4 protein-coding genes and 1 other annotated feature are annotated in these 6,000 nt (G+C 34.0%); of the genes, 3 read left to right on the top strand and 1 reads right to left on the bottom strand.

Features of this window, described 5'->3' with window-relative positions:
• Nucleotides 1–125: 125 nt before the first annotated feature.
• Nucleotides 126–3,197, bottom strand: coding sequence for an isoleucine--tRNA ligase (ileS, locus tag LZ480_RS12800; RefSeq protein ID WP_305037325.1), 3,072 nt, complete (start codon nt 3,195–3,197; stop codon nt 126–128).
• A gap of 61 nt (nt 3,198–3,258) precedes the next feature.
• Nucleotides 3,259–3,496, bottom strand: a binding site (T-box leader).
• A 236-nt stretch (nt 3,497–3,732) separates the two neighbouring features.
• On the opposite strand from ileS, the gene LZ480_RS12795 reads away from it, so the two are divergent.
• From LZ480_RS12795 to LZ480_RS12785, 3 genes are all read left to right on the top strand, one after another.
• The gene (locus tag LZ480_RS12795; RefSeq protein WP_241369832.1) at nt 3,733–4,254 is read left to right on the top strand and encodes a GNAT family N-acetyltransferase; all 522 of its coding nucleotides are present in this window, start codon (nt 3,733–3,735) and stop codon (nt 4,252–4,254) included.
• Nucleotides 4,255–4,534: 280 nt separating this feature from the next.
• On the top strand, nt 4,535–5,041 hold the full coding sequence (locus LZ480_RS12790) for an RNA polymerase sigma factor (protein WP_241369831.1): 507 nt from the start codon (nt 4,535–4,537) through the stop codon (nt 5,039–5,041).
• On the top strand, nt 5,034–5,972 hold the full coding sequence (locus LZ480_RS12785; protein ID WP_241369830.1) for an anti sigma factor C-terminal domain-containing protein: 939 nt from the start codon (nt 5,034–5,036) through the stop codon (nt 5,970–5,972). The genes LZ480_RS12790 and LZ480_RS12785 overlap by 8 nt, the downstream gene beginning before the upstream one ends.
• The last annotated feature ends 28 nt before the right edge of the window (nt 5,973–6,000 follow it).

The raw sequence follows: 6,000 nt of genomic DNA, 5'->3' as shown, positions 1-6,000 counted from the left end.
TGCATATGCAGCCCTTTCTTACGATTACTGATAGAGCTTTGAGATAATTAAAGGTCATGAAAATTTTATAAACTTGTAAAAAACGCATTTTACAGTGATCGCGTAAAATGCGTTTAATTCAAACTTTATTTTAAATTCATAGTAAATTCTAAACTATTTTTATCTAACTCATATTTTATAACATGTTGTGAATCAAAAGTTGAAACAAATACTATATCTTGAACCAATACACTTGCCTTAATTAATTTTATAAATTTAACAATTAACTCCTGACATTCTGATGTGCAAAGAATATGAAGGTCAATATATTGTTCAATTGGATATTTAAACTTTTTACGGTTATCTTGGATACAGCGAATAAAGTCACGGATATATCCTTCATCAATCAGTTCACGTGTTAATTGGGTACACAATAGTACTGTTAAAGTTCCTTCTTTGGCGAGAGTATAACCATCCTTCACGTGTGTTTCTGTTAAAACGTGTGTCTTGTCTAATTTAAAGCTTTGACCAGATAATTGTACTTCCAGTTTTCCTTCGCTTATTAGCGTTTCTTTTTCATTTAAAGATATATTTTCAACATACTTCTTCAGATCATTTACATGTTTTCCAAATACAGCACCAGCTGTTTTAAAGTTTAGTTTTAATGATACATCTGCTAAACCAGCTAAGTTTTCTGTCCAGTGTATTTTCTTAACATTTAGTTCATCTTGAATAATGCTTTGATATGCATCGAAATGCCCGTTTGAACAAATAACCATTTCAGCTAAGGGCTGTTTTACTTTTAGACTTTCAGCATTTCGTATACTACGACCAAGTTCAACAATTTTGACAACATCTTTCATTTCTTGTTCAAGACTGTCATTTATTACTACTTTATTTGGTTTTGGATAGTCCTGTAAATGAACACTTTCATCATGCAATTGCATATAAATATGTTCAGCTATAAATGGTGTAAAAGGTGCTAATAATTTGCAGACTGTACTGAGTACTTCATGCAATGTATTAAAAGCTGCACGTTTATCTTCTGAGAAACCAGAAGCCCAAAAGCGTTGTCTGGATCTGCGTATATACCAATTACTTACATCATCAATTAACTTGGCAATTTCACGACTTGACTGTGTAAATTGATAATCATCCATGAATGTTGTTACTTTATCAATTGTGCTATGAAGGCGTGATAACATCCATTCATCCATCTTTGTTTGTTTTCCAGGTAGAGTTGAGTTGAATTTATATCCATCGATGGACGCATACAAGTGATAAAAACTAAAGGTATTTTCAAGTGTATCTAAAAACTTCGACTTAGCTTCCTGTACAATTTTTGTTGAAAAGCGTTTAGGATTCCACGGTGAACTATCTACTAGCAAGGCCCAACGTAATGCATCTGCGCCATAATCATGCATTAATTCTAAGGGATCTAGAGCATTCCCCTTACTTTTCGACATTTTTTGCCCATGCTCATCTAAAACATGTCCTAACGATAAAACATTTTTATAAGGTGCTCTTCCCGTATAAAGCGCCGAAACAGCTAACAAACTATAGAAAAACCCTCTAGTTTGATCAATACCTTCAATAACTACATCTGCAGGAAACTGTTTTTTGAATGCTTCTAGTTCAAATGGATAGTGATGTTGAGCAAATGGCATAGAACCACTGTCGAACCACACGTCGATTACTTCTGATGTACGCTTCATTTCATCTTGACACACTGGACAACTAAAGATTACTTCGTCAATATATGGTTTATGCAACTCTAAGTTTTCTGGGAGAGATTTCATTGCTAAGCTTTTTAATTTTTCTATACTTTCAGGTGCTTCTTCATGTCCACAAGATGTACAAATCCATACATTTAAAGGAGTTCCCCAGTAACGATTTCGGCTAATATTCCAATCGACTACATTTTCAAGGAAATTTCCAAATCGACCTTCTTTAATATGTTCTGGATACCATGTTACAGTTGCATTATTTTCAAGTAGTTTGGTCTTTAATGATGACATTTTGATAAACCAACTATCATTTGCATAATAGAGTAGTGGTGAATCACAGCGCCAGCAATATGGATAGCTGTGTTCATTTTTTTCTTTATGGAAAAGTAAATTTGAATTTGCTAATAGTTTAATGATTTCAACATCACAATCTTTTACAAATTGACCAGCTAAATCGGAAACTGCTTCAGTATATCTGCCTTGCTGATTTACCACATTGACAAACGAAAGATCGTTTTGAGTTACAGTTCGATAGTCATCTTCACCGTATGCAGGCGCAATATGAACAATACCTGTTCCGCTTGTTTCAGTTACATAGTCAGCCATCACTACAATATGACCTTTTTCTATTTTTACATAATTAAATGGAGGGTGATATGCAACACCTTCAAATTCAATTCCTTTGTGCTCACTAATAATTTTAGCTTCGGAGTCAAGTATCTTTGACACAAGAGATTTTGCCACGATATATGTTTCTCCATTTTGTTCAGCTTTTACATAGGTTAAATCTGAATGCATCGCAAGGGCAACATTCGCAGGTAATGTCCAAGGTGTTGTTGTCCAGCCAAGGAAGAACTCATTACAATCTGTACGTTTAAATTTTACAGTTGCTGATAAATCCTTAACATCTTTATAACCCTGTGCTACCTCATGTGAACTTAAAGATGTTTGACAACTAGGACAGTACGGTGATACTCTATGACCTTTATAAAGTAACTTGTCTTGATGTACTTTACTTAGGATATTCCATACACTTTCGATGTACTCATTACTTAAAGTTAAATAGGGTGAATCCAAATCTACCCAATAGCCTAATTCTTCTGTAAATGCACGCCAAATTTTCTCATATGTGAATACACTTTCTTTACATTTTTCAACAAATTGTCCTATGCCATAACTTTCAATTTCTTGTTTTCCGGAAATTCCAAGCTGCTTTTCAACGCCTAATTCAACAGGCAGGCCATGAGTATCCCAACCAGCTTTACGTTCAACTAGAAAACCCTGCATCGTTTTATAACGAGCAACAACATCCTTAACCGTTCTCCCTAAAGCATGTCCTACATGTGGCAATCCATTAGCAGTCGGTGGTCCTTCATAAAATACAAACGGTGTGCTTTCTTGACGATTTTTAATGGATTTTTCAAAGATATTCGATGCAGTCCAAAATAGTCGAATTCTTTGTTCTCTTTGTTGCATTGTTTCTTTTTCCATAAATATATCAATTCCTCCTATACCATTTTGTATAAAAGGCATACAAAAAACCCCGTCCCAAGTAAGGGACGGGGTTAACCGCGATACCACCCTAATTCTATTGAAGGCGATCCAATAGCACTTAGCAACGTACAATCATACGCGTTCTTTTTAACGGTAGACACCCGGGTTCGCTTACTGATTTCAGCTAACCTTCTCAGAGAGGATTTTCATGTAACACTTGAACACTGACTTGCACCAATTTATCAGCTCTCTGGGGAACAAGAAGAAACATTACTTTTTCTCATCAACGAATTTGTATGCTTTTATTGAAAGAATCGTAACAAAATCAAAATATTTTGTCAATAATTTGAATTGTCGGGCGCAATTCTTGAAAAAGAAATGTGCCATCTTTAGCTAAAGGGCCATATTGTTGAATAACATTCTTTTATGAAGGTTACCAAACGATGCTTTAGAAGTATTGTTTATGCTAATTTGGATAATCGTGTTAATATAAATTGAAATATCAACATTTATAGAGGGAGGTTTATTTTTTATGGAAGTTTCATTATGTAAAGCAAACTTAGATGATGCCGCTACGATTCATGAAATGCAAGTCAAAGCATTTATGCCCTTACTAGAAAAATATCAAGATTATGATACAAACCCTGCCAATGAATCCCTAGATAGAATTATTACTCGGTTTAATCAACCTTTTACAGATTATTATTTAATCAAACATTTTGAAGATACAATTGGTGGTATTAGAGTTGTCAAGATGAGGAATAAATCTTATCGTGTTAGCCCTATATTTATATTGCCAGAACATCAAGGAAAAGGAATAGCTCAAGAAGTCTTTGCAAAAATAGAACATATATACCGTGATGCAAAATTATGGAAGTTGGACACCATAATCCAAGAAGTAGGGCTTTGTTACCTGTATGAAAAGTTAGGTTATAAAAAAACAGGTGAAACAAAGGAAATAAGTGACAAAATAACAATAGTGTTTTATGAAAAATCCCATGTTAATAAAAATTATAAAATCGCTAGTAAAACAACATTTAACGCTGTTGAATAGTTAAATAATGATTTTCAACAATCGGGCGCAATTATTGAATAAGCCCATTTTTTCTACTTCAACTAACGAAGGCTATCTTCAATAGAAGAGTAGCTTTTTTTATTTTATCCAAAAGCGTATTCTCATAAGAGAATTAACTAGTACACAATCATTAATTCCAATGTTTAAGCGTAGCCCCCTTATACACGGTTCGTCCAACGAAAATTTATTTCTCATTTTATTGTAAACTTTTTGTTCCAAATGGACTCTGTATTAGTGAAGGCTTTAGAAAGGAGTGCCTATGGATTCGCATCTATTGTTGGAAATCTACAGAAAGCAAGCAAAGTTGATTTATTATTATTTAAAAAAGAACGGCTGTAGTCATGAAGATGCAGAAGATATTGTTCATGAAAGCTATACGAAATTCATTGCTTATAGCAGTAGTGTTCCTTCCGATAAAGCACTTTCCTATATTTTTACGATTTCTATGAATGAATTTAAAAAACTGTTAAGGAAACGGGGCAAGGAACAATCCATTTCGATTGACGATGCTCATTTTTGGAACAATTTTGCTAATGATCAGGATACGGAACTGAGTGTATTAACGAACGAAATGAATCATGAAATCGCACTTGTTTTAGACCGTATTCAAGAAATCTTTAAGCAGCTTTTACTACTAAAATATGAGCTGGAACTTAGTTATAAGGAGATTGCTTTGTTACTGGGCATGAAGGAAGAAACGGTTAGGACTTATTTGTTTCGGGCAAGAAAAGAATTTCAAAAGAAGTGGAGGGAGCTACATGAATGATTTTTCAGATGATCTTTTTGATGAAAAGAAGATCAAGAAAGCAGTAAGAAGAGGGAAATTGAAGATAATCATTACGGTTATTATGATTTCTATCGTAGTATTCGTAGTTTTAAACATAGCGAATACTACCATTTCAGCACATTATAGTGAAAAGGCATTTAAGCAGTGGGATGCTTATGTCCGTCTCAGCACGCCAAACGGATACATAAGTGAAACTGTCGATTCTAAAGGGATACTAGGTGGAACAAGTAACTATGAAATTTCGAAAGACTTTAAAATCAAACCGGTTGTTATCGAACGAAAACAATACTCATTTGGTCTGAATTCACCTGTTTTAACATCTAGATTCTCAGGTAGCAAGATAGGTAGTAAAGGTGAAGATTGGCAATTTGGCTATAAAGAAAATGGTTGGCGAGAAATGATGTTTTTCCATCCGAATGTATCCTATAAAAAATATAAGGATGATGAAGAACTGATTGAGCGTATGCAAGGGGATAAAATTTATGAAGTGGCACTTTCCTTTGATCAGCCTTACAAACCAAGGGAACTGTTCATACAGCTTCCCGAAATGACATGGTTTTGGATAGACACTTATAGTAGTGAACAATTAAATGAATTTCAACAAGTGGCAAAAGAAAACGATTGGTCTTCAACGTTTATTGGAGAAAAAGATGCGTTAGGCTTCTCTATAAACAGGCCTTATATTTCAATCCATGATTTAAAAGGTGAGTATGAAGAATTTTTAGAATTACTGCCAATGAGTATTTCCTCTGATCACCAGAATGCGTTTAACAAGATGAAAGATATTAAGTTAGAGGATGTAGAAATTTTAGGGGTAGTCGTTTATGGAACGAAGGAAGAATTAGAAGAAATCCTTGAGAATCCTAACATTAAAGCATCTTCACTTGGAGGAGTCATTGAGAATTATTAGGATAATATAAATAATATTGTTTTGCATT

This window comes from Solibacillus palustris (assembly GCF_022549215.1).
Classification (GTDB): domain Bacteria; phylum Bacillota; class Bacilli; order Bacillales_A; family Planococcaceae; genus Solibacillus; species Solibacillus daqui.
The sequence above is the reverse complement of the archived record's forward strand: the minus strand, read 5'-3'. Positions and strand labels throughout refer to the sequence as shown.